Annotated in this window: 18 protein-coding genes; 17 read left to right on the top strand and 1 reads right to left on the bottom strand. The window is 53.7% G+C overall.

What is annotated here, in order from left to right; all coding sequences use genetic code 11:
- Positions 1-13 precede the first annotated feature (13 nt).
- Complete coding sequence (locus L3K52_02250) at positions 14-1,138, bottom strand: LysM peptidoglycan-binding domain-containing protein (GenBank protein UOG92569.1); 1,125 nt, start codon at positions 1,136-1,138, stop codon at positions 14-16.
- Positions 1,139-1,234: 96 nt separating this feature from the next.
- Between L3K52_02250 and def the strand changes: the two genes are divergently transcribed.
- From def to L3K52_02165, 17 genes are all read left to right on the top strand, one after another.
- Positions 1,235-1,783: a peptide deformylase gene (def, locus tag L3K52_02245; protein UOG92568.1), complete on the top strand. Its 549-nt coding sequence runs from the start codon at positions 1,235-1,237 to the stop codon at positions 1,781-1,783.
- Positions 1,780-2,706, top strand: coding sequence for a methionyl-tRNA formyltransferase (fmt, locus tag L3K52_02240; GenBank protein UOG92567.1), 927 nt, complete (start codon positions 1,780-1,782; stop codon positions 2,704-2,706). The genes def and fmt overlap by 4 nt, the downstream gene beginning before the upstream one ends.
- A complete protein-coding gene (gene rsmB, locus L3K52_02235; protein UOG92566.1) occupies positions 2,703-4,016 on the top strand; it encodes a 16S rRNA (cytosine(967)-C(5))-methyltransferase RsmB in 1,314 nt (437 codons plus the stop codon). Before fmt ends, rsmB begins: the two co-directional genes overlap by 4 nt.
- Positions 4,013-4,591, top strand: a complete 579-nt coding sequence (locus tag L3K52_02230; protein UOG92565.1) for a DUF4390 domain-containing protein — start codon at positions 4,013-4,015, stop codon at positions 4,589-4,591. Before rsmB ends, L3K52_02230 begins: the two co-directional genes overlap by 4 nt.
- On the top strand, positions 4,576-6,750 hold the full coding sequence (locus L3K52_02225; GenBank protein ID UOG92564.1) for an ATP-binding protein: 2,175 nt from the start codon (positions 4,576-4,578) through the stop codon (positions 6,748-6,750). The genes L3K52_02230 and L3K52_02225 overlap by 16 nt, the downstream gene beginning before the upstream one ends.
- Before the next feature lie 11 nt (positions 6,751-6,761).
- Complete coding sequence (locus tag L3K52_02220; protein ID UOG92563.1) at positions 6,762-8,144, top strand: sigma-54 dependent transcriptional regulator; 1,383 nt, start codon at positions 6,762-6,764, stop codon at positions 8,142-8,144.
- 9 nt (positions 8,145-8,153) lie between these two features.
- Positions 8,154-9,527 carry a Trk system potassium transporter TrkA gene (gene trkA, locus L3K52_02215; protein ID UOG92562.1) on the top strand — a complete coding sequence of 458 codons (1,374 nt, stop codon included), beginning with the start codon at positions 8,154-8,156 and terminating at the stop codon, positions 9,525-9,527.
- 12 nt (positions 9,528-9,539) lie between these two features.
- Positions 9,540-10,991, top strand: coding sequence for a TrkH family potassium uptake protein (locus L3K52_02210; GenBank protein UOG92561.1), 1,452 nt, complete (start codon positions 9,540-9,542; stop codon positions 10,989-10,991).
- 162 nt (positions 10,992-11,153) lie between these two features.
- Complete coding sequence (locus tag L3K52_02205) at positions 11,154-11,708, top strand: GspH/FimT family pseudopilin (protein ID UOG92560.1); 555 nt, start codon at positions 11,154-11,156, stop codon at positions 11,706-11,708.
- A 168-nt stretch (positions 11,709-11,876) separates the two neighbouring features.
- On the top strand, positions 11,877-13,544 hold the full coding sequence (gene pgi, locus L3K52_02200; protein UOG92559.1) for a glucose-6-phosphate isomerase: 1,668 nt from the start codon (positions 11,877-11,879) through the stop codon (positions 13,542-13,544).
- 106 nt (positions 13,545-13,650) lie between these two features.
- Positions 13,651-14,649 (top strand): glucokinase, encoded by a 999-nt coding sequence (glk, locus tag L3K52_02195; protein UOG92558.1) that lies wholly within the window; start codon positions 13,651-13,653, stop codon positions 14,647-14,649.
- Positions 14,650-14,702: 53 nt separating this feature from the next.
- On the top strand, positions 14,703-15,974 hold the full coding sequence (gene glgC, locus L3K52_02190; protein UOG93953.1) for a glucose-1-phosphate adenylyltransferase: 1,272 nt from the start codon (positions 14,703-14,705) through the stop codon (positions 15,972-15,974).
- Positions 15,956-17,677 carry a glycoside hydrolase family 57 protein gene (locus L3K52_02185; protein ID UOG92557.1) on the top strand — a complete coding sequence of 574 codons (1,722 nt, stop codon included), beginning with the start codon at positions 15,956-15,958 and terminating at the stop codon, positions 17,675-17,677. Before glgC ends, L3K52_02185 begins: the two co-directional genes overlap by 19 nt.
- Complete coding sequence (gene malQ, locus L3K52_02180; protein ID UOG92556.1) at positions 17,677-19,074, top strand: 4-alpha-glucanotransferase; 1,398 nt, start codon at positions 17,677-17,679, stop codon at positions 19,072-19,074. Before L3K52_02185 ends, malQ begins: the two co-directional genes overlap by 1 nt.
- Positions 19,022-21,190 carry a 1,4-alpha-glucan branching protein GlgB gene (glgB, locus tag L3K52_02175; protein ID UOG92555.1) on the top strand — a complete coding sequence of 723 codons (2,169 nt, stop codon included), beginning with the start codon at positions 19,022-19,024 and terminating at the stop codon, positions 21,188-21,190. The genes malQ and glgB overlap by 53 nt, the downstream gene beginning before the upstream one ends.
- Positions 21,191-22,633, top strand: coding sequence for a glycogen synthase GlgA (gene glgA, locus L3K52_02170; GenBank protein ID UOG92554.1), 1,443 nt, complete (start codon positions 21,191-21,193; stop codon positions 22,631-22,633).
- On the top strand, positions 22,630-25,134 hold the full coding sequence (locus L3K52_02165; protein ID UOG92553.1) for a glycogen/starch/alpha-glucan phosphorylase: 2,505 nt from the start codon (positions 22,630-22,632) through the stop codon (positions 25,132-25,134). Before glgA ends, L3K52_02165 begins: the two co-directional genes overlap by 4 nt.
- Positions 25,135-25,160: the final 26 nt, after the last annotated feature.

The raw sequence follows: 25,160 nt of genomic DNA, 5'->3' as shown, positions 1-25,160 counted from the left end.
CGCCCCCGTGTTGTTAAGGATTCCCCACTTTATCCCCGTCTTTCACCTCACGGGTAGCATCCATAATCAGCCCGTAACTCACCCGGTCGGTCACTTTGTAAATCACCAGATTCGCCACTTTTTCCGGCGGCAATTGGCTGCATACTGCACCCGATTTGGCGTCGCACGATTTCACCACGTCCACCACGTATTTGCCGTCGGTGTAAACGCCCAGCGTGTGCCCGACTTCAATGCGGTCGCGCAAGCCTTTATTGATCACCGCAATCATGTGGTTGCCGCTAATCGCTTCCGCATCAAACAAGGAAACAATATCGCCGCGAATCTTGGTGTTGGGCGCGTGAATCACCCCATTCAAATAAGCCACGTCGTCCAACGGTGCCAGCAAGCGGTCGCCTTTGCGGATTTCGCGCTTCGCATCCACCACGGTTGCGGTTGCGGTATTATCCACCCGCTCAATCCGGCTGTAGCCGCCATAAGTCACTTCGTAGCCTAGCAATTGCCCCGTGCGCGGGTCGTGCAAGGCTTTGTTGGGGTGGAAAATGGCGCAACGTGTCCCGGCTGCTGCATTGCGCAGGTTTTTGACGTAAATGGTTTCGCCCTCGGTAATCAATTGGCGATCATCGCGAGAGGCGAGGATATAGGGCGCATTCTTAATCGTTGCCTCATCCAGCACCCGTGGCCACAGCATGAATTCGGCTAAGGTGGCAATCGGTTCGCCTTGCCCATGACGGTCAATGCGCAGGCGCGGCTGCAACTTATCGCCATTGCCAGCCGTGGCACTAGTGGCGTAATCGAAGGTCAATACATCACCGGGGTAAAGTTGATGCGGGTTGGCAATGCGTTGGTTCTTATCCCAGATTTCCGGCCAATGCCAAGGCGTATTCAGGAATTTACGGGCAATGCCCCACAAGGTATCGCCTTGTTTGACCACATACGTATTGGGCGCGGCGGGATTGATGATAATGCTTTTGGAATCAATCACATCACTTGCTGGCGCGGTCACTTGCCCGTAATACTTGTCGTAAGGGTCAGCGCCCCCGCGTGGGGTGGTGGTGGTTGCGCCGCAGCCGCTAAGCACAAGGGTCGCCCCGATGCTAATGCACAGGGTATTCAAGAAGAAAGCAGAAGAATGCCGCATGGTGGTATCCTTGTCGTTATTATGGGTTGGATGTGCGGTTTATAATAAACTATGGCCTGAAAAACATTCAGAACTTTTAGATTTTCGGTATTTACAATGGCAAAACTAGAGATTTTACACCATCCAGACCCGCGTTTGCGCAAGAAAGCCGCGCCGGTTGCCCAAGTTGACACCACCATCCAACAGATTGTGGATGATATGTTTGAAACCATGTACGCCAATCAAGGCATTGGGTTAGCGGCGACGCAGGTCAACATTCACCAGCGCATTATCACCTTGGATATTTCGGAAACGAAAACGGAACGGCTGTGCTTGATCAACCCGGAAATTTTGCACAAAGAAGGCAAAATCGAGCACGAGGAAGGCTGTCTCTCGGTTCCCGATTACTACGAAACGGTGACTCGTGCCGAGCGCATTCGGGTACGCGCCTTGACCCGCGACGGTGAGGTGCTGGAACAAGATTTCGATGAGTTGCTGGCGATTTGTATCCAACACGAAATGGATCATCTGGAAGGCAAATTGTTTGTCGATTACTTGTCGACGCCCAAACAGCAAAAAGCCCGCAAAGTGGTACAAAAGTGGGAAAAAGAACAGGCTAAGTTGGCAGAAAAACGGGCTGCCGCCGCCAAAGCGATTATCGCATGAGGGTCGTGTACGCAGGCACGCCCGAATTTGCGGTTCCCGCTTTGCAAGCCTTGCTCACTTCAGGGCATGAGGTCGTGGCGGTGTATTGCCAGCCCGACCGTCCGGCAGGTCGTGGGCGCAAGCTCACTTTTGGCGCGGTGAAGCAAGTGGCGGTGGATGCAGGCATTCCGGTTGAACAGCCGCTGTCGCTGAAAGCCGTGGAAGAGCAGGATAAGCTGCGTGCTTACGCGCCGAATGTGCTGATTGTTGCCGCCTACGGGCTGATTTTGCCGCAAGTGGTATTGGATATTCCGCGTCACGGTTGCTTGAATATTCACGGGTCGCTCTTACCGCGCTGGCGTGGGGCGGCACCGATTCAACGCGCAATTCAGGCGGGTGATACCGAAACCGGCGTGACCATTATGCAAATGGCGGCGGGCTTGGATACGGGCGATATGTTGCACAAAGTGGTTTGCCCGATTACCGCGACGGATGGCGGGCAAAGCATCCATGACAAGTTAGCAACACAGGGCGCAACGGCGTTGTTGCACACGCTGGCATTGCTGGAAGCCGGTAAACTGCAACCCGAAGTGCAAGACGATGCGCTTGCCAATTACGCTCACAAACTCACCAAGGCAGAAGCGCAAATCGACTGGACACAAACAGCGGCAGTGATTGACCGCACCATCCGCGCCTTTGATGCGTATCCGGTAGCATTTACCTTATACGAAGGGCAACCCTTACGCCTCTTCGCCTCCCATTCCCTGAGCGAAGTCGAAGGGAATGCTTCCCCCGGCACGGTCATTGCCGAAAGCAAATCCGGCATCGACATTGCCACGGGTGAGGGTGTGGTGCGCATCCTCAGCCTGCAACTCCCCGGCGGTAAACGCCTCACGGCAGAACAATTCCTCAACGGGCGTTCGTTACTAGGGGTGCAATTGTGAGCGCCCGTGCGACAGCGGCGTTGTGTTTGCAACGGGTGATTTACGAGGGCGAATCGCTTACCGAAGTGCTGCAAGACCGTGCGATTGCCAGTCTCAACCCCTCCGATCAGGCGCTGTTGCGCGATATGTGTTTCGGCACCTTGCGTTGGCACGAGCGTTTAAGCGCCATCCTCAACAAGCTGGTAAAAAAAGCGTTAAAAGCGGCAGATAAGGATGTGGAATGCCTGTTGCGCATCGGCCTCTACCAGCTCATTTACCAGCGCAAACCCGATCACGCCGCCGTCAACGAAACCGTTAAAGCCACCAAAAAGCTCAAAAAAGAGTGGGCGGGCAAACTGGTGAACGGTGTGTTGCGCACGTTCATCCGTGAGCAAGCCGAATTATTGGTGCAAGCGGATAGCAGCGTTACGGCACGTTACGCTTGCCCCGACTGGTTACTCAAACGCCTGCAAACCGCGTGGCCGGACGCTTGGGCAGACATCCTCAGCGCCAGCAATACGCACGCGCCGATGACCTTGCGGGTTAATCAACGGCTGCAAACCACCGCAGCGTATCAAGCCTTGCTGCAAGAGGCAGGCATTGCGGCAGAACGCGTCCCCGCCGTTGACAGCGCCCTGATCTTGCAAACCCCCGTGGGTGTGGAACAACTCCCCGGCTTTTTCAGCGGCACGGTGTCGGTGCAAGATGCCGCTGCGCAACTCGCCGCGCCGTTGCTGGATTGCCAAGCCGGAATGCGCGTGTTGGATGCGTGTGCTGCGCCCGGTGGCAAAACCAGCCATTTACTGGAACGCACCGACGGTTTGCACTTAATCGCGCTGGATGACAGCGAATCACGCCTCAAACGTGTTACCGAAAACCTGACGCGCTTGAATTTGCAGGCACAACTGGTAACGGCAGATGCGGGGGAATTGGCAAGCTGGTGGGATGGGCAGGTATTTGACCGTATTTTGCTGGATGCGCCGTGTTCGGCAACCGGCGTCATCCGTCGCCACCCGGATATTAAAGTGTTGCGCCGCGACAGCGATATTGCCGAGTTGCAACAAGAACAAGCACGTTTATTGCGCACGTTGTGGCATACTTTGCGCCCCGGCGGGCAGTTGTTGTACGCGACGTGCTCGATTTTGCCGGATGAAAACAGCCGTCAGGTGGAAGCTTTCTTGGCAGAGCACCCTGATGCTTACCAGGCGCCGCTTGCGGGTGTCTGGGGTCATGCTCAAAGCGTCGGGCGGCAAATTCTGCCGGGTGAACAGGGCATGGATGGATTTTATTACGCACTGTTGCGCAAAGCAGTGCAGGAAACAACAACGTGACAAGCAGACGATCCCTTTTGCAGCGGTTTTTGGTGACGGGGCTGCTCGTGCTGTGTACTGGCTTTGGGCAAGTGCAGGCGGCTGAAAACAGTATCCGTTTTCAGGAATTTTCGATTCAGATTCAACCACCCAAGCAGTTAGTAACCAGCCTCAAGCTGGATTACGACCTGAGCGACTATTTACGCGAAGGCTTGCTCAACGGCTTGACGCTGCAAAACGAAACCCGTTTTACCTTGGAATGGCACAATACTTGGTGGTGGAATACCCAAAAACCCTTGGTAGTGGTGAAAACTGAACTAAAATACCACCCATTGAGCCAGCAATATCAGGTCGTGCGCGAAGATAACAAGCAGAATTGGAATTTCCCAAACCTGCCCGCTGCCTTGGAACAATTGGGAACCTTGAGCGATTATCGACTGCCCGCCGTGCCGGAAGACGCGTGGGGGGATAACGCCGCCGTTTTTGTGACCGCGACCTTGACCCAGCAATCTTTGGAGTTGCCGTTGAAATTGAAGTCTTTATTTTCTGATCGCTATTCACTGGAAAGTGATGGAGTGCTGTGGCCGATTCCTTAAAAAGCCGGTGGTGGCAATGGTTGCCGCTACTGTTGGTATTTGTGTTACTGATGGTGTCGCTGGTGCTATTGAATCTGGCGACGCTTAGCCCTAGCAATCTGCAACGTTATGGGGATTGGCATTTCTATTTCAGCGTGTTGACGCTGGTATTGCTGAGTGCGGTTATTCTGGGGAATTTGGTCAAAGTGTTTAACCAATGGCGTACTCGGCAAGCGGGTTCGCGCTTCACTTTGCGTTTGATGACGGGATTTTTGATTCTAACGTTATTGCCGGTCTTTTTTGTGTCGCTGTTTGCGGTGAATTTGATTGGCACGCGCATTGACCGCTGGTTTTCGGTGTCGGTGGAACGCGCCTTGGATGACTCTTTGGAACTCAGCGATCTGGCGCTGAAAACCCGTCACCGCCAATACATTGCCATGCTGGAACGCTTTAAGCCCAATCTGCGCGGCAAAAATTTATCCGAGATTCCGTTGTTGCTGGAGCAGTTCCTGAGCATTGGTGCCAACGAGATTCTGCTGATGGATAGCGCTCAACAATTGCTGGCGTTGGCATTAGAAGACACTGAAACGCTGATTCCGCAAATCCCCAGCGCCAGCTTGTTTAGCATGATGCAAATCCGCAGTTACTATTCCACCCTTGAACCGGGCGGCGATGGCGAATTGTTTTCGCGCGTTGCGGTGACAGTGCGTTACGGCAAAGACAGCGAGCATCAAGCCATTCTGACGGCGCGTTTTCCCATAGCCGACCGGGAACGCGATCTGGCGGAAAGCGTGTTGTTGGCGCGGAATGAATACAAGAGTTTGGTGTACCAGCGTGATGCGCTCAAAAACATGTTTCGCCTGATGATTGTGGTGATTATGGTGCTGACCACCTTGTTTTCGTTGTGGGCAGCGTTTGTGTTTTCGCGGCGCTTGACCAGCCCGGTACGGACGTTGGTGGAGGGCACACTTGCGGTGGCGGCAGGCGATTTGGATAAGAAATTGCCTGTCTCGGAACGCGACGATTTCAGCATCTTGGCGCGTTCGTTCAATACCATGACCAAGCGCTTGTCGGATGCGCGGGTGGAACGTGAGCAAGCCCGCCGCCAGTTGCAACAGGAACACGATTACTTGCATGTGGTGCTGGAACATTTGTCATCCGGCGTGATTACGTTGGATGAAACCGGCACGGTTCGGCGGGTGAATTCGGCAGCTAACAGCATTTTGCGCCAACCGTTGTTGGATCACGTCGGCAAAACCTTGCGTGAATTGGGCGACAATTTGCCTGCATTGCAGCCGTTTATCGACATGGTAAGCACGCATTGGCAAGACATGCTCACCGGGCATGAATGGCAGGCAGAAATTACCCTGAATACCGACAATGGGCGCGTCATTTTGGTGTGCCGGGGCGCGTGTTTGCCGCAGGGTTTGGCGGGGCAACAAGGTTCGGTGCTGGTGTTTGATGATGTGACCGATTTGATTCAGTCCGAACACGATGCGGCATGGGGCGAAGTGGCGCGGCGTTTGGCGCATGAAATCAAAAATCCGCTGACCCCGATTCAGCTTTCGGCGGAACGCTTGCACCGCAAATTGGCGGGCGAACTCAGTGCCGATTCTGCCAATTTCCTGCAACGCATGACCAATACCATTGTGCAACAAGTCGACAACCTCAAGTCGATGGTGAATGCCTTCAGCGACTACGCACGCGCCCCCAGTTTGCGCCTGCAAGCGGTGAATCTGAATGCGCTGGTGCAGGAAATTGCGGAACTTTATCGCCTGAATGAAGGGCAGGTGCAAATTCAGTTGCAACTGGAGCCGAATTTGCCCGCGCTATCCTTGGATATTCACCGCTTGCGCCAACTGCTGGTGAACTTGACCAAAAATGCGCTGGAAGCCTTGGAAGAGCATCACGTCAGCCCCGCCAATGTGACCATCAGCACCCAATACCTCATGGATACCAAGCAAGCGCTGCTCAGTGTCCGCGATAATGGCCCCGGCATTGCGCCAGAATTGCTGCCGCGCCTGTTCGAGCCTTATGTCACTAGCAAACACAAAGGCACCGGATTAGGCTTAGCCATCGTTAAAAAAATCGTTGAAGAGCATGGCGGACACCTCAGCGCCCGCAATCATGAGGGCGGAGGCGCTATACTCAGCGTAAAGTTTCCAGTGAATTCGGCATAGGGAGTAGGGATATGACGGCACAATACATTATGGTGGTGGACGATGAGCCGGATATTCGCCAGCTTGTCAGTGAAATCCTCGAAGACGAAGGCTATCGGGTGGTCACGGCTGAAAACGCCATTAAAGCCCGCGAATTGCACCGCAGCCGCAAACCTGACCTGATTTTGCTCGATATTTGGATGCCGGGGCAAGACGGTATTTCCCTGCTCAAAGAATGGCGTGAAAACGATACGCTGTGTTGCCCGGTGATTATGATGTCGGGGCATGGCACGATTGAAACCGCCGTGGAAGCCACCAAACTCGGCGCTCACGATTTCATTGAAAAGCCGCTGTCGATGGCGAAAATGCTGCTGACGATTAGCAATGCCTTGCGTGCCAGCCAATTGGAAAAAGAAAACCGGGGTTTGCGCAAACAAATGGTCAGTTCCCTAGAGCCGGTGGGGAGCAGCCAAACCTTGCAACGTTTGCGCGAACAGGCCAAACGCATTGCGCAACACGATAGCCGCGTGTTGTTGTACGGTGAGCCGGGGACAGGCAAGGAAACCTTTGCTCGCCACATTCACGCGCTTAGCAGCCGCAAAAATCGCCCGTTTGTGCGTGCCGCTTTGAGTGCAAATAAAGACAATGCCGCGACGCTGAGCCACGTACTGTTTGGGCGTGAAGAGCAGGGCAAGATTCAATACGGTTTGTTGGATGAAGCCAATGGCGGGGTGCTGTTCCTCGCTGAAATTTATGAGCTGGATCAGGATACCCAAACCCGTTTGTTGCATACCCTCAAGGAAAACCGCTTTATGCGCGTCGGTGGCAGCGATTGGGTGGAGTTGGACATTGCCTTGATGGTGTCCTCCTCCCACGATTTGCTGGACGATGTGCACGGCGGTAAATTCAATGAGGAATTGTATTACCTGCTGAATGTTGTGCCGGTTATGATTCCACCGTTGCGCGATCACCCCGAAGACGTGCCGGAATTGCTGAATCATTACGTTGATATTTTGACCGCGCAAGACGGTTTACCGTACCGACACATTTCGCTGGCAGCACAAAATTTTCTGCGCAATCACACCTGGCCGGGCAATATCCGCGAATTGCGCAATTTGGTGCAACGCTTGCTGATTTTGGGTACCGAGACCGAAGTGTCGCTGGATGAGGTGGAAGAATCGGTGGGGACGCGAATTCCGGTATTTTCGCAAGAAATCGGGCAAATTCCCGAAAGCCTGTTTGACCTGCCACTGCGCCAAGCCCGCGAACAGTTTGAGCACGATTACCTGATTTATCAACTCAAGCAAGCGGATGGCAATGTCAGCAAACTCGCCGATCAGGTGAAGATGGAACGCACCCACTTGTACCGCAAAATGCGCTCCCTGAATGTCGACCCCAAAAAATACGGACGCTAAGTTTACCTTATGAAAATCCTGATTCTTGGTGCCGGGCAAGTGGGTCACTCCGTGGCTGCCTCATTGGTAAACGAAGACAACGATGTCACCATTGTGGATACGAATGCCGCCGCCTTACGTGATTTGCGTGAAAAACTCGATGTGCGGGTGGAAGTGGGGCAGGCGTCCTACCCACGGGTGCTGGAACGCGCCGGAATCGAAGACGCCGATATGCTGGTGGCGGTCACAAACAGCGATGAAACCAATATGGTGGCCTGCCAGATTGCGCACACGCTTTACCACACGCCGACCAAAATTGCGCGGATTCGCTCTTCGCATTATTTGGATCGCCCCGAATTGTTTAACGATGCGGCGGTGCCGATTGATGTGCTGATCAGCCCGGAACAATTGGTGACGCAACACATTTTCAACCTGATTTCGCACCCCGGTTCCTTGCAAGTGATCAGTTTTGCGAATGGCAAGGTGCAAATGGTCGGGGTCAAAGCGTTGCACGATGGCCCGCTGATTGGGCATCCGCTCAAAGACATGCACGCCCACATGCCCGGTTTGAAAGCTCGGATTGCCGCACTGTTTCGCAAGGGCAAACCGATCACTTTTAGCGATAGCACCATTATTGAAGTGGGCGATGAATTGTTTTTCATTGCCAGCCCCAACCACATTCGTTCCATTATCAGTGAGTTGCGTAAACTCGATAAACCCTACAAGCGTATTATCTTGGCGGGTGGCGGCAATATTGGCAACCGCTTGGCGCGTTTGTTGGAAGATGCCCGCTACCAAGTCAAAATCATTGAAAAAGACAATGCGCGTGCTTCCAAACTCGCCGAGCGTTTGGATAAAACCATCGTGCTCGAAGGCGATGCTGCCGATGAAAGCCTGCTGGCGGAAGAAAATATCGAAAACACCGATGTATTTATCGCTGTCACTAATGACGATGAGGCCAACATTTTGTCATCCATGCTCGCCAAGCGGCTAGGGGCAAAACGGGTCATGTGTTTGATCAATCGCCTCAGCTATATTGATTTGGTGGAAAGCAGTATCGACGTTGCCATTTCCCCGCAACAAATCACCATCGGCGCATTATTGACCCACATTCGGCGCGGTGACATTGTAGCGGTACACTCACTGCGACGCGGGGCAGCGGAAGCGCTGGAAATCATTGCACATGGCGATCGCAAAACCTCGCGAGTGGTCGGCAAGCGCTTGGAAGAAATCAAATTGCCCCCCGGCACGGTCATTTGCGCGGTGGTGCGCAAAGAAGAGGTGATGATGGCAAGCCATGAAATTGTTGTCCTCGCCGAGGATCACATCATTATGTTCGTGACCGATAAACGCTACGTGCCTGCGGTTGAAAAATTGTTTCAAGTCGGCATCCACTACTTTTAAGCAAGCCCCATTATGCAATTCAGTATCATCCTGCGAATTTTTGGCCTGTTGCTGATGGTGTTCAGCTTCACCATGTTCCCGCCGATTTTGATCGGTTGGTTGATGGAGGATCCTGAGTTGGCACCCTTTTGGTGGGCGGGCGCTATTTTGTTGGGAGTCGGTTTCGCCTTATGGTTGCCGGTACGCCACGCACGTGCGGTATTGCGTACCCGTGATGGTTTTCTGATTGTCACCCTGTTTTGGGTGGTGCTGAGTTTGGCGGGTGCCTTGCCGTTTGTGTTTTCAGAAACAATTCCGGCGAGTTTCACGGATGCGGTGTTTGAATCCACTTCTGGGTTGACGACAACCGGGGCATCGGTTTTTGTGAATTTGGACTCGTTTCCACGCTCACTTCTGTTTTGGCGCATGGAGCTGCACTGGCTGGGTGGCATGGGCATTATCGTGTTAGCGGTGGCGATTTTACCAATGTTAGGTGTTGGGGGAATGCAAGTGTATAAAGCGGAAGCCCCCGGCCCGATCAAAGATGCCAAACTTGAACCGCGTATCGCCGAAACCGCAAAATTGTTGTGGTACACCTATTTGGTATTGACCATTTTGTGTGCCTTAGCATTCCGACTGGCAGGCATGAGCTGGTTTGATGCCGTGGGGCATAGTTTCTCAGTATTAGGCACGGGTGGATTTAGCAATCACGATTTAAGCCTCGCTTTTTTTGACAGCCCGATGATTGATTACATTGCGATTATTTTCATGTTTCTGGCGGGGGCAAACTTTGGCCTGCATTACATTGCGTGGCGTGGCGCGACCTTAAAACCTTACGCGGAAGATTCTGAGTTTCGCTTTTATACAGGTTTGACGTTGGCGGCGATTGTGGTCGTGGCGCTTAGTTTGTTTGCGTATGATACTTACCCTAACCCGTTTGATGCGCTGCGCTATGCGGCGTTTCACGTGGTGTCGGTCATGACCAGTACCGGGCTGATTATCGGGGATCATTCGGTGTGGCCGACGTTTCTGCCGGTATTTATTACTTTGCTGGTCACCAGCGGTGGCTGTTCGGGGTCAACCGGCGGTGGCATGAAAGCCATCCGGTTTTTATTGTTGCTTAAGCAGGCGATTCGGGAAATTAATTTATTGGTTCACCCGCGTGCGCACATGCCCATCAAGATCAACAAGCAGGTAATTGATGAGCAAATCGTTAAAGCCGTGTGGGGATTTTTCTTCATTTATGCCGCCCTGTTTGTGGTGTTCATGTTGGGGCTAATGGCGGATGGTCAGGATCAGATAACCGCATTTTCAGCGGTCGCCGCTACCATCAATAATATGGGCGTAGGGCTGGGTAATGTGTCATCCAATTTCGCGCCGTTAAGCGATTTTTCCAAGTGGTGGTTGTCGCTGTGCATGATCATGGGGCGGTTGGAACTGATGACGGTGCTGGTCTTGCTTGCTCCGGCATTTTGGCGTAAGTAATCCGTTAATGCGCTTAATCTGCTGCGGATAGCCGTTCATCCCACATTCACCGCCGCTGCACGGCAGATTGAGTATACTGCTGTCACAAGGAAGTACGTGCATGGCATGGACGCCTTTTCTTCCCTGAATCCCAACAATAAGACACAGCTAAGGGAATGCCTCATGAACAAACACTCACAGCGCGGTTTGACGCTCATCGAACTCATCGTTACCGTTACCATCGTGGCAATCTTGGCAGCCGTCGCTACGCCGTCATTGCGTGAAATGTTGAACAATAACCGCTTAACAGCACTCAATAACCAGTTGGTTTCCGCCCTCAACTATGCCCGCGCAGAAGCCGTAAAACGCAATTATCCTGTCACCATGTGCGTGCGTAAAACCGATGGCAGTGCTTGTGAAACAACAGGTGGCTTTGAAAACGGTTGGCTGGTGTTCGTGGATTGTGACGGTGACAACGTGATTGATACTGCCGGTTGCAATTACGGCTCCGGTAACACCGATGCGGCAGAAGAAATTCTGTTGGACAATCAACCCGACATGACCAATATCGTCATTGGCAGTAATTTCACACCTAAACAGGTGGTTCGCTATAAACCAAACGGTAGCGCACACGACAATGGCACGTTGACTATCCAAGTCGACAGCGTTGATCGTTATAACGTCATTGTTTCCCCGGGAACGGGCAGAATTCGCTCGTGTAAAGTTGCCGATTGTTGAGCGCTACGCACTGAATTGGGGCAAAATTTCATTGCGTATTCACCTGCATTGGGTGAAAATCTTGTACGCTTTATCACAATAAACCTGCGCTAGATCATGGCAAGGTGTTGGTTTTCCGGCATAGAATTTGCATAACAATACCGCCGGTCACACGAAGAAGGAGAATTCATGCCCATCACCACGGAACACCCATCCCACGCAGGTTCCCCGCCCGCATTGCATCAGCCTATTCATGCCGCCTTGCAACAGCACTATGCAACCCTCTGCGATGTGCATTTGCGTGAATTGTTTGCCGCTGACCCGGCGCGTTTTGAGCGCTTTTCGCTGCAAGTCGGCGATATTTTCCTCGACTATTCCAAGAACCGCATTACCGATACGACCTTGCAATTATTGATGCAACTCGCTGAAACGGCGGATGTGGCAGGCTGGCGCGAACGCATGTTCCAAGGTGACACCATCAATAACACCGAACACCGCGCCGTGTTGCATACCGCGTTACGCAATCGTAGCAATACGCCGGTGCTGGTTGACGGTGAAAATGTCATGCCTGCGGTGAATGCGGTGATCGCACAGATGAGCGCTTTCGCCGAACGGGTACGCAGCGGCACTTGGACAGGTTATACCGGCAAGCCGATTGTGGATGTGGTGAACGTCGGCATCGGCGGTTCTGATCTGGGGCCGCACATGGTGTACCAAGCCCTGAAAGCCTATCGCCACCCACGTCTGAATATGCATTACGTCTCCAACGTTGACGGCGCACACATTGTCGAAAAACTCGAAAGCCTTGACCCTGAAACCACGCTGTTTATCGTCGCCTCGAAAACTTTTACCACCCAAGAAACCATGACCAATGCGCACCATGCGCGGCACTGGTTTTTGCAACACGCCGCCGATGACGCGCACATTGCCAAGCATTTCGTGGCGGTTTCCACCAATCGGGAAGCGGTGATGGGGTTTGGGATTGACCCTGAGAATATGTTCGGTTTCTGGGATTGGGTCGGGGGGCGCTATTCGCTGTGGTCAGCGATTGGGCTGTCGGTGGTGTTGGCAGTGGGGGCGGAAAATTTCATTGCCTTGCTGGGTGGCGCACACGCCATGGATCAGCATTTCCGTGATGCACCGTTGGAGCGCAATATGCCGGTCATCCTCGCGCTATTGGGCGTGTGGTACAGCAATTATTTTGGGGCAGAATCGCAAGTTATCCTGCCTTACGACCATTACTTGCGCAGCTTGCCCTTGTATTTGCAGCAAGCCGATATGGAAAGCAATGGCAAATCGGTCGATCGTGATGGCAACGCCGTGGATTATGCCACCGGGCCGATTATTTGGGGGACGAGTGGCATTAATGGGCAACATGCGTTCTACCAATTGATTCATCAGGGGACACGGCTGATTCCGGCTGATTTCATTATTTCGGTCACGCCGCCGACCGATTTGCACGCGCAGCACGACATTCTGATGGCAAACTTTTTGGCGCAAACCGAGGCGCTAATGCGGGGGCGTACTTTGCAAGAAACCCGCGACAGTGGCGTGACGCCGCCTCATGCGCCCAAAGTGTTTGCTGGCAATCACCCTAGTAATGCTTTATTGCTGACAGCCCTCACCCCGCATACTTTAGGCATGTTGATTGCGTTGTACGAACACAAAATTTTTGTGCAAGGTATTGTCTGGAATCTGAATTCCTACGATCAGTGGGGTGTCGAGTTGGGGAAACAATTGGCGAAATGCATCCAGCCTGAATTGAATGCAGCCGAACCCGTGACCGCGCATGACGCTTCCACCAATGGTTTGATTAATCGCTATCGGCAACAACGCGCTCAACAACGGGCAATATAAACGCGCATACCTTGACCTGTAGCAGCGCATGGCGTGTCCACGCCTGCTAGGATCAAGGCATAACAAGCCATAACCCAAAAACGCACACGTAACCACAGGGTCGTCGATGAATGTAATTGCTGGTGATATTGGCGGTACAAAAAGCTGGCTGGCATGGGTGCAAGCCGATGTGCAGGCTACCAGGGTGTGCTTCGAGCATGTGTATGCCAGTGGCGAATTTGTCAGTGCCGAAGCGTTGTTGCAGCAATTCCTCGCGGATGCGCAGCAAACCGTTACCCCGGATGGTGTTTGTTTAGCTTTGCCGGGGCCGGTGCAAGCCGGTCAATCGATTCGCCTCACCAATCTGGACTGGACGCTGGAACATGCCGCGCTGCAAGCCCTGCTGAATACCCCACAACTGCTCTTCATGAACGATTTCCAAGCGGCGGCAGCGGGTGTTGCCACGCTAACGGCGGACGATTATGTGGTGTTGAATGCGGGGGATTCCCTTCGGCTACGCTCAGGGAACGGCGAGCCGCGTGTGATTACGGGCGCGGGAACGGGGTTAGGGCTGGCCTGGATGCAAGTGGATGCCAATGGGCATTACCAGAGTTTTGCGACCGAAGGCGGGCATACCGATTTTGCGCCAGCGAATGCGCAGCAAGAACGCTTGCTGGCATTTATGCGGGAACGTTTCAGCCATGTGTCGTGGGAACGGGTGTTGTCTGGTCCCGGCGTGAATCAGGTCTACCAGTTTTGTTTGCACGATATGACGGGCAGTTTGCCGGATGCTTTGCGCGAACGGGGTGGGGCGGAAGTGAATAGCGCTGCCCAAGCAGGCGAGCCGATAGCGCTGGCGGCAATGGAATTATTTACCGATATTTACGCCAACTGGGTCGGCAATGTGGCGCTGCTCTACCAACCACGCGGCGGTTTATATTTAGCGGGTGGCATTTCCGCGCGCATCCAAACCTGGTTACAGACACCCCGGTTTTTGGCGGCTTGTTTTGACAAAGGCAGGATGGCTGGCTTGGTTCAGCAAATGCCGATTTACTTAATTACCAATACGCGGCTCGGCTTACAAGGGGCGCTGGCGGCTGCGTTGCACCATAGGAAAACATCATGACACTGGATAAAGATCAACAGGCGAAGCTGTACCGGTATTACACGGAGCCGAAGATGGTCACGGAATTGACCCGCAAAACCTTAGCGTTGGTGTTGGCGGGTGGCGAAGGGTCGCGTTTAAAAGACCTGACCATGTGGCGGGCAAAACCGGCTGTGCCATTCGGTGGCAAATACCGCATTATCGACTTTGCGCTGTCGAATTGCGTGAATTCGGGCATTCGGCGAGTTGGAGTGCTGACGCAATACAAATCGCATTCCATGATTCGCCATTTGCAACGTGCGTGGGGGTTTATGCGGGCGGAAATCGGCGAATTCGTCGAAATTCTCCCCGCGCAACAACGCACCAGCAAAAAGGAATGGTATCAGGGGACAGCCGATGCGCTGTTCCAGAATCTCGACATTGTGCAACGCCACGACCCGGATTACGTGTTGGTATTGGGCGGCGACCACATTTATACCATGGACTACTCCAAAATGTTGGTGCATCACGTCAATTCACGCGCCGACTTTACCGTGGGCTGCATTGAAGTGCCGGTGGAGGAGGCTAAAGGTTTCGGGGTAATGTCAGTTGATGACGAGTTGCGCATCACCAAATTTACCGAGAAGCCTGAGCATCCCGAAGAAATTACGGGCAAACCGGGCATTGCGTTAGCGTCGATGGGGATTTATATCTTTTCGCGCGAATTCCTCTTTAAAGTGTTGTATGAAGATGCCGCGAAAGCGCATTCGTCGCGGGATTTTGGCAAGGACATTATTCCTGCCAATATCCACAGCGCCAAGGCCATGGCTTACCCATTCCGCAAGGAAAACGGCGATCCGGGCTACTGGCGTGACGTGGGAACGCTGTATTCTTACTGGCAAGCCAATATGGAACAGTGCGCCGTCGAACCCGAACTGAATTTGTATGACCGCGACTGGCCGGTGTGGACGTATCAAGCGCAATATCCACCCGCTAAATTTATTTTCGACGATGAAGGTTGCCGGGGTGAGGCGATTGATTCGTTGATTTCAGCCGGTTGCATCCTCTCCGGCGCTAGGGTCAAACGCTCGCTGGTGTTTTTCGCTACCACGATTGGCAAATACAGCCACGTGCGTGATAGCGTGATTTTACCCAAAGTGAGCATTGGGGAAAATTGCCGAATTACCAAAGCCATTATCGATAAAGGCACCGTGATTCCGCACGGTACGATTATCGGGGAAGACCTCGAACTCGACCGCAAACGTTTTCATGTCACCCCCGAAGGTATCGTGCTGGTCACAGCCGAAATGATGGGGCAGAAACTACGCACAGGCGATAAGGATGTATTATGGCGAATGGCCAGTTAAATGTGGTGCTCTGCTGGCACATGCACCAGCCGTGGTATCGCAACGGGTTAGACGGTGAATACCGCCTGCCGTGGGTTTACTTGCATGGCATCAAAGATTACAGCGACATGGCGGCGCATCTGGAAAAACACAGCCGGATGCGTAGCGTGGTCAACTTTGCCCCGGTTTTGCTGGAGCAAATTGACGATTACGCCCAGCAATTAAGCGCGTTTCTCAGCAAAGGTGCGCCGATACAGGATAAGTTGCTGAATCTGTTGGCAGGGGTTGAACCCGTGCCTGCGGATACGGCGGCGCGTGCTGAATTGATTGCGGAATGCCAGCGTTGCCATGCGCCGACCATGATTCACACGCACGCGCCATTCCAGCGCTTGTTCAAGATGATTGGTGCCACCGATGAATCGGGCATTGGCAGCAAGCGCTTTCGTTGCTCTTTGGTGTATTTGAGCGATCAATACTTTTTGGATTTGCTGACCTGGTATCACTTGGCGTGGTTGGGGCAGTCGTTGCAAGCGTTGCCGGTTATCCAGCGTTTGTTGCAGCAGGGCAGTGAATTCAGCGCGACGGATCGGCGCGATTTGCTGGTGGTAATTCGCGATTGTCTGGCGGGGCTGATTCCGCGTTACCGCAAGCTGGCGGAAGGTGGGCAGGTGGAATTATCCATGACGCCGTACATGCACCCGATTGTACCGTTGCTGAATGATTTCAATAACCTGCGCTGTTCCTTGCCGGATGCGCCGGTACCGCAAACCACGCATTACCCGGATGGTGAAGCGCGGTCACGCTGGCATTTGCAGCAAGGTATCGACGTCTTCCAGCATTACTTCGGCATGAAACCGCAAGGTGTGTGGTTGTCCGAAGGTGGGATTAGCGAAGACGCGGTAAGCCTGCTGGATGAGCTGGGGATTCGTTGGACGGCTTCCGGGGAAGGCGTGTGGCGCAACAGTTGCCGTTTGTCCGGTTACAACGGTAAAGATGAACACAGCAAACGCAGCCTGTTCATGCCGTATCAGCAAGCGGATAGCAAGGTGCGCTTGTTTTTCCGCGATGATGGCTTGTCGGATTTGATCGGCTTTAAGTACAGCACGTGGCACGCCCGTGATGCGGTGGCGGATTTCGTGCAACACTTGGAAAACATTGCGGTATTCCTGAATCACAATGCCTCCAATCAAGTGGTGTCGATCATTCTGGATGGCGAAAATGCGTGGGAGTATTACCCGAAAAACGGCGCGTATTTCTTGGATGCGCTGTATGCCGCGCTGAGCAGTTCTGACCAAATCAAAATGGTGACGTTTGCGGAAGCCAGTAACTTGCCGACGCGCACCCTACCTAAGATTTGCGCGGGCAGTTGGGTGTATGGCTCGTTTTCAACGTGGATTGGTTCGCCCGATAAAAACCGGGGGTGGGATTACCTTGCTGCTGCCAAAGTCGCCTTCGACGAGGTAATGGCGGCGTGTACGCTCGATACCCAACAGCAAGGACTCGCCAGCCGTCAGTTGGGGATTTGCGAAGGCTCGGACTGGTTCTGGTGGTTCGGCGATTACAATCCGGCGGATAGCGTGCGCGATTTCGAGCGCTTGTTCCGCCAGCAATTGCACAAGCTGTACGAAATGTTGGGCGTGGATACGCCCGTGTATTTGGATAAACCGATGTCACAAGGTGGTGCAGGCGCTGAAAATGCGGGCACGATGCGTAGGAATACTTGATGGGGATACAAACGATTGGACGGGCGGCGGGGGTGTTGCTGCACCCCACTTCTTTGCCGAGCGGTAAGTTGGAAGCGGATGCGTACCGCTGGATAGATTGGCTGGCGGATGCAGGCTTTAAGGTCTGGCAAATGTTGCCGCTGGGTGTGCCGCTGGCGGGGCTGTCGCCGTATCAATGCGCGTCTGCATTTGCGGTAAATCCGGGGTTGTTTGCAGCAGAACCCCCTCCTAACCCCACCGCTTCTTTCGACGCTTGGTACGCCAACCAAAAACACTGGGTCGAAGACTACGCCCTGTTCATGGTGCTAAAACAGAAGTTCGATGGCAATGAATGGGCTGCATGGCCGCCCGCCTTCCGCAGTCGCGATCCCCAAACGCTGTTCACGGTACGCGGCGAACACGCTGAAGCCCTCGCCGCCATTATCCACGAGCAATATGCTTGCTGGTTGCAATGGCAAGCCTTGCGCACTTATGCCACCGAGCGCGGTGTCGCCCTGTTCGGTGACATGCCCATTTTCGTTGCTTACGACAGCGCGGATGTGTGGGCAAACCCGCAGCGTTTCCTGTTAGATGACACTGGCACGCCAACCTTAGTCACCGGCGTGCCGCCCGACTATTTCTCCGAAACAGGGCAGCGTTGGGGCAATCCGCACTATCATTGGGAAAATATGCAGGCGGAAAACTTCCAATGGTGGCAACAACGCTTGCTGTATCACTTTGAATTTTTCGATTTGGTACGCTTGGATCACTTCCGGGGTTTGGCGGCAAGTTGGATGATTCCGGCAACCGAGCCGACCGCGATCAATGGCTATTGGCAGGACGTTCCCGGTGACGCCATGCTTGCCAGCCTGCAAGCGGCACTGGGGAATATCCCGTTAGTCGCTGAAGATTTGGGTGTCATTACGCCCGATGTCACCGCATTGCGTGACAAATACGACTTGCCGGGCATGAGCGTGCTGCAATTTGGCTTTGATCACTTTGAGGATAACCCGCACAAACCGCACAATGTACGCGCTAACACGGTGTATTATACGGGGACACACGATAACGACACCTTGCAGGGTTGGTTTACCAGCTTAAGTGAGGAAGCCCAGCAACACGTCATGAAAGTGTTGGCTATCGAGGAGGTGTCACAGGTAACAGCTACCATGCTGGACACAATTTTCGCCAGCCGCGCGTTGTTAGCCATGATTCCATTACAAGATTTACTGCATTTAGGTAGCGACGCCCGCATGAATACCCCCGGTACGGTGGCAGGTAATTGGGCGTGGCGCTTCGACTGGTCAGACATACCGGATACTCTGGCATCGCAATTGCATGAAAAACTACAGGAACACCAGCGAGATGAACGAGAACTTGATTCGGATACAACAAGGCACACATCACGATCCGTTTGACTGGCTGGGATGGCATCCGCTACCGGATGGCAGCCGGGTGCTGCGTACTTTCATGCCTGCCGCTGAAGCGGTTGAAGTCGTCGGGCATGGATTGATGACACGCCTGGAAGGTACTGATTGTTTTGAAGCGAAGCTACCCTCTCCGACCGACGCTGCTCCTTCGCACCCCGCCCTAAGCTGGCAGGATAAACAAGCAGGTAATTGGCACGATGCCGTCTGTCCCTATACGTTTCCTCCACAGGTGGGCGACCTTGACTTGCATCTCCTTGGTCAAGGTCGCCATCACCACGCTTGGAAAGTGCTCGGTTCTCATGCAACCCGCGTTGACGGTATCGCAGGCACACTGTTTGCGGTGTGGGCACCAGCGGTCAAGCGCGTCAGCGTGATCGGCGATTTCAATGCGTGGGACGGGCGCAGACACCCGATGCGGGTGCGTGGTGAAACCGGCGTGTGGGAAATTTTCATCCCCGGCATTGCAGTCGGCACGTCGTACAAATACGAAATTCTCAACCGTCACGATGCCATCGTGGTCAAAACCGACCCGTATGCGCAGCAAATGTTCATGCGCCCCGAAACCACCTCGCGCGTTCCCAACGATGTGCCCCATCCTTGGCAAGATAGCGCGTGGATTGCCGCCCGCGAACAGTTCGACTGGCAACACCAACCCATGAGCGTGTACGAATTGCACCCCGGCTCATGGCGCAAACACCCGGACGGGCGTTTTTATTCGTGGGCAGAACTCACCGCAACGCTGATTCCTTACGTCATCGACTTGAATTACACCCACATCGAATTAATGCCGGTCGCGGAACACCCGCTGGATGAATCGTGGGGTTATCAAGTGTCGGGTTATTACGCCCCCACCGCCCGTTACGGTACGCCGGATGATTTCCGTGCCTTCGTGGATGCCTGCCACGTCGCGGGGATTGGCGTATTACTGGATTGGGTTCCGGCGCATTTCCCCAAAGATGATTTTGCGCTGGCAAAATTCACCGGCGAACCGCTCTACGAACACGCTGACCCACGCCGTGGCGAACATCAGGATTGGGGTACGCTGATTTTTGATTTCGGGCGCAATGAGGTGAAGAACTTTCTGATTTCCAATGCGCTGTATTGGATTGATGAATTCCACATTGACGGGCTGCGGGTGGATGCGGTCGCGTCGATGCTGTATTTGGACTATTCGCGCAAAGCCGGAGAATGGTTGCCGAATAAATACGGCGGGCGCGAAAACATTGAAGCGATTGCGTTTTTGCGCGAAATGAATACCGTGGTGCATGGCTATTTCCCCGGCATTTTGACGATTGCAGAAGAATCTACCTCGTGGCCTGCGGTATCGCGCCCCGTGGAAATCGGCGGTTTGGGTTTCAGCATGAAATGGAACATGGGGTGGATGAACGACAACCTTAAGTACATTGAACAGAACCCGGTTCACCGCAAATACCACCATAACTTACTCACGTTTAGCCAGATTTATGCGTATTCGGAAAACTTCGTGCTGCCGCTGTCACACGATGAAGTGGTGCATTTAAAGCACAGTATGCTGGATAAAATGCCGGGCGATTACTGGCAAGCGTTTGCGAATCTGCGGCTATTTTATGCCTGGCATTACGCGCACCCCGGCAAAAAGCTGCTGTTCATGGGCAGTGAATTCGGGCAATGGGCAGAATGGAATGTCAAAAAGGAACTGGATTGGGCTTTGGTGAGTTTTCCAGCGCATGACAGCATTCGCCACGTCTTGCGCGATTTGAACCGGCTGTACCGTGATTTGCCCGCCTTGCACCACTACGATTTTGACGGGCGCGGTTTTCAGTGGATTGATTGCCACGATTCCGATCAGTCGGTGTTGAGCTTGATTCGGCACGGTGAAAATCCTGACGATAAGTTGATTGTATTGCTAAACTTTACCCCGGTACCCCGTTACGCTTACCGTATTGGGGTTCCCGCTGCTGCGAGCTACCGCGAAGTGCTGAATACCGATTCGGAATACTACGGTGGGAGCAATTGCGGCAATGCGGGCATGATTCCGGTGCAACCTCACGCATGGATGGGGTTTGAGCATTCGGTCGAAGTCACCCTGCCGCCACTGGCGGCGTTATTTTTACAAGCGTGCTGAATGAAACTACTGTTTGTTGCGAGTGAAGCCTACCCCTTGGTAAAAACGGGCGGGCTGGGGGATGTTGCGTACAGTTTGCCAGTGGCCTTGCACAAAGCCGAGGTGGATGTGCGGCTGTTGTTACCCGGCTACCGCGATGTCTTGCGTAAATTGCGGGGCGTGCGGATTCTCGGCTGGCTGGAATTGCAAGGTGCAGGGCAACTACACACGGTGCGGATTCTGGAAAGCCAGCACCCCGATTACCCATTCCCGCTGTGGATTGTGGATTGCCCCGCGCTGTTTGATCGCCCCGGCAACCCGTATTTGCAACCGAATGGCTATGATTGGGCGGATAATGCCGAACGCTATACCGTGTTTGCACGCGCAGCGGCAGAATTGGCACGGGATGCGTTGCAACTCGACTGGACGCCGGATGTGGTGCACGCGCACGATTGGCAAACGGGGCTAGTGCCTGCGTTTCTGGACATGTTGCCGCAACGCCCGCAGCGGGTGTTTACCATTCACAATCTGGCTTACGGCGGGCATTTTTCACAGGCCGATTTCACCAGCCTGCACCTACCCAGCTATTGGTGGTCGGGGGAAGGCGCGGAATTCTACGGCGGCTTTTCGATGCTGAAAGCGGGCATTGTGTATTCGGATGCCGTCACCACCGTCAGCCCGACGTATGCGCGGGAAATCTGCACGCCATCGTTTGGCTATGGCATGGATGGTTTGCTGCAATCGCGCAGTTACAAGCTGTACGGCATTCTGAATGGCATTGATAACGACATTTGGAATCCAGCGACGGATAAGTATTTGCCAGCGCATTATTCCGCAGAACACATCCAACCCGGTAAAAGCCAGAACAAAGCCGCGTTATTGCAACGCTTTGGGGTGACGAATCCTGACGCGCACATGGCTGCGCCGTTATTGGGCATGGTCAGCCGTTTGGTGGAACAAAAAGGCGTGGATTTGATCATCAACGCGATTCCCGATGTGCTGGCGATGACGGATGCCCGTTTTGTGTTGATTGGCACCGGGCATGGCTATTTTGAGCAACGCTTGCGCGAATTGGCGGCTCAACACCCCGACCGCGTATTTGTGTTCATCGGCTACGACGAACAGTTGGCGCATTTGCTGGAAGCGGGCGCGGATATGTTTTTGATGCCGTCGCGCTTTGAACCGTGCGGCTTAAACCAGATGTACAGCTTGCGCTATGGCACTCCACCGCTTGTGCTGCATACCGGCGGTTTGGCCGATACGGTGGTGGACGGCGTGGACGGTTTTGTATTCCATGAGCCGCTGACCAGTGCGTTGAAGGGCACTATTCTGCGGGCAATCGACTGTTTCTATCAGCCTGCCGTGTGGCAGCACTTCCAGACCAACGGCATGAAACATGCATTCGGATGGGACAACAGCGCAACAGACTATCTGGCGCTATACAACAAAGGAGCAACCGCATGACAGAACACCTTTCACACCACCACATTCCTTACGTCGCCGTGCCGCTAGACCCGTTACCCAATGATGCGGAATCTTTGGGCGATGATTTCCAGCGTTATTTGTCTTACCACTTGGGGCGCTTTCAAGGCTGCCAGCCGGTGTATTTGTATCAGGCGTTGGCGTACACCTTGCGCGACCGCTTGACCGTGAATTGGCGCGGTACTTGGGGCGAATACTTGCAACCGGGGCGGCGGCGGGCGTACTACATGTCGCTGGAATTCCTGATTGGGCGCTCTCTGGGCAATAATTTGCTGAACCTGGATATTTGCGAACCCACTAAAAGTGCCTTGTTAAACTATTGCACCACGATGGAAGAAGTGTCTGCGCAAGAGCCGGATGCGGGCTTGGGCAATGGCGGTTTGGGGCGGTTGGCAGCGTGTTTCATGGACAGTTGCGCGACGTTGCGGTTGCCGGTGATCGGTTACGGGATTCGCTACGAATACGGCATGTTCCGCCAGCACATTGAGAAAGGCTATCAGGTCGAAGACCCTGACCATTGGTTGCGCGACCCGAACCCGTGGGAAGTGGAACGTGCCGAATACAGCCAGAAAGTGCAATTTGGCGGTTACACCGAACATTTCTTGGATCACAGCGGCAAGCAGCGCGTGCGCTGGGTTGGCACCAATGACGTACTCGCCGTGCCGTTTGATATGCCGATTTCGGGCTATAAAAACGACACTGTGAATACCTTGCGCTTGTGGAAAGCGACTGCGACCGATGAATTCAACCTCGACGAATTCAACGCAGGCAGTTACACCGAAGCGGTCGAAGCGAAAAATCACGCTGAACACATTTCGATGGTGCTCTACCCCAACGACAGCAGCGAAAACGGTAAAGAATTGCGCTTACGCCAGCAATATTTCCTTGCCTCTGCCAGCTTGAAAGACGCGATTCGCTTGTGGGAACGTCAGGGTAATTACGATTACACCAAGTTTGCCGCTGAACACGTGTTCCAAATGAACGATACGCACCCGACGATTGCGGTCGCGGAATTAATGCGTATTTTGATGGACGACAAAGGCTTGGGCTGGGAGGAGGCGTGGGCAATCACCTCCAACTGCATGGCGTACACCAACCACACTTTGCTGCCGGAAGCCTTGGAACGTTGGGCAGTGCATTTGTTCGCCAAACTGTTGCCGCGTTTGCTGGAAATTATCTTTGAAATCAATGCACGTTTCTTGCGCCAAGTGGCGATGAAATGGCCAGGTGATACCGAACGTCAGCGCCGCATGTCGATCATCGAAGAGGGTGGTTCGCAACAAGTGCGCATGGCGTGGCTGGCGATTGTGGGCAGTTTCTCGGTGAATGGCGTGGCGGCGTTGCATTCGCAATTGCTGGTGGATGGGCTGTTCCACGATTTCTACGAACTCTGGCCGGACAAATTCAATAATAAAACCAATGGCGTAACCCCACGGCGTTGGGTGGCACACGCTAACCCCGGCATGACGGCGTTGATCAGCGAACACATTGGTACAGACTGGGTACGCGATTTGAGCCAATTGGAAAAACTCAAGCCATTGGCAGCGCCCGAATACACCGCGTTTCATGCGCAGTGGCGTGAGGTGAAATACGCGAATAAACAACGCCTTGCGGCATTGGTCAAACAAGAATGCGGGGTGGATTTCAACCCGAATGCGCTGTTCGATGTGCAGGTGAAACGGATTCACGAATACAAACGCCAATTGCTGAATTTGTTGCATGTGGTGCATTTGTATCGCCGCATTAAACTCGGCAAGCTGGAACATTGGGCGGATCGTTGCGTGCTGATCGGCGGTAAAGCCGCGCCCGGTTACGCGATGGCAAAGCGCATTATCAAGCTCATCAACAGCGTGGCGGAAGTGGTCAATAACGACCCTGATGTGGATGGACGTTTGAAAGTCGCCTTCATCCCTAACTATCGGGTGTCGAGCATGGAAATTATCGCGCCTGCCGCGAATTTATCCGAACAAATTTCTACCGCAGGCAAGGAAGCGTCCGGCACGGGCAATATGAAGTTCATGATGAACGGCGCATTGACCATCGGCACGTATGACGGCGCGAATATCGAAATTCTGGAAGCGGTAGGGCAGGAAAACTTCTTCCTGTTCGGGTTGCGGGCGGATGATGTGGATGAATTGCGCCATTGCTACCACCCCTGGCATTACGTGGAACAGGATGAGGATTTGCGCGGGGTAATTGAGCTGATCCGCAGCGGTCACTTCAATATGACCGAACCGGGCATTTTCGACATGGTGTTGGATGCGCTGCTCAGCCCGCACGACCCGTGGATGACGCTGGCAGATTTCCGCAGCTACGTGAATGCGCAGGAACATGTGTCGGTGGCGTGGCAAGATCAAGAGCATTGGACGCGCATGAGTATTCTGAATACGGCGAGCAGTGGGTTTTTCTCCACTGACCGCACGATGGCGGAATATAACCGCGAGATTTGGAAGCTGAAGCCGGGGAATGGCAACGGGGATTAAATCCCTCTCAAAAATCCACGATTCAG

The sequence above is a fragment of the Candidatus Thiothrix sulfatifontis genome, from assembly GCA_022828425.1.
Classification (GTDB): domain Bacteria; phylum Pseudomonadota; class Gammaproteobacteria; order Thiotrichales; family Thiotrichaceae; genus Thiothrix; species Thiothrix sulfatifontis.
The sequence above is the reverse complement of the archived record's forward strand: the minus strand, read 5'-3'. Positions and strand labels throughout refer to the sequence as shown.